This is a genomic window from Sulfitobacter sp. UBA4523, from assembly GCF_002388305.1.
Lineage (GTDB): Bacteria > Pseudomonadota > Alphaproteobacteria > Rhodobacterales > Rhodobacteraceae > Sulfitobacter > Sulfitobacter pontiacus.
On sequence record NZ_DGMH01000015.1, the window covers coordinates 15,699 to 16,028 of the forward strand.

Below are 330 nucleotides of genomic sequence, written 5' to 3' on the forward strand. Positions count from 1 at the left end.
GTCAGCACCAGCGCTTGGGGCAGCGGATCGGTATAGACCTCGACCCCGTCGCGCAGGATCGGCGGGGCGTTCAACGCCAGCCGCCCAGAGGCGAACAGGAACACATTGACCGCATAGCTGATCAGCGAGGTGCCGATGATCACGGGAAAGGTACGCAAACGCAGGATCAGATAGATCCCGGCAGCGGTGAGAACGCCAATGGCGGACGCGACTAAAAGCTCCATATCAGGTCTCCGTCTCGGTTTTCGGTTCATCCCGTGACGGGTCGATATCCATAGCATGTTCGCTTTCCTCGATGCCGGCGCGACGGCCCAAGCGCGAGAAACTTTC

Annotated in this window: 1 protein-coding gene; it reads right to left on the minus strand. The window is 60.3% G+C overall.

All coding sequences use genetic code 11. From position 1 onward, the window contains the following. Nucleotides 1-224, minus strand: a 224-nt coding sequence (locus B3849_RS02800) for a Na+/H+ antiporter subunit C (RefSeq protein ID WP_286779790.1), incomplete at its 3' end; no start/stop codon positions are given. Between the last annotated feature and the right edge of the window lie 106 nt (nt 225-330).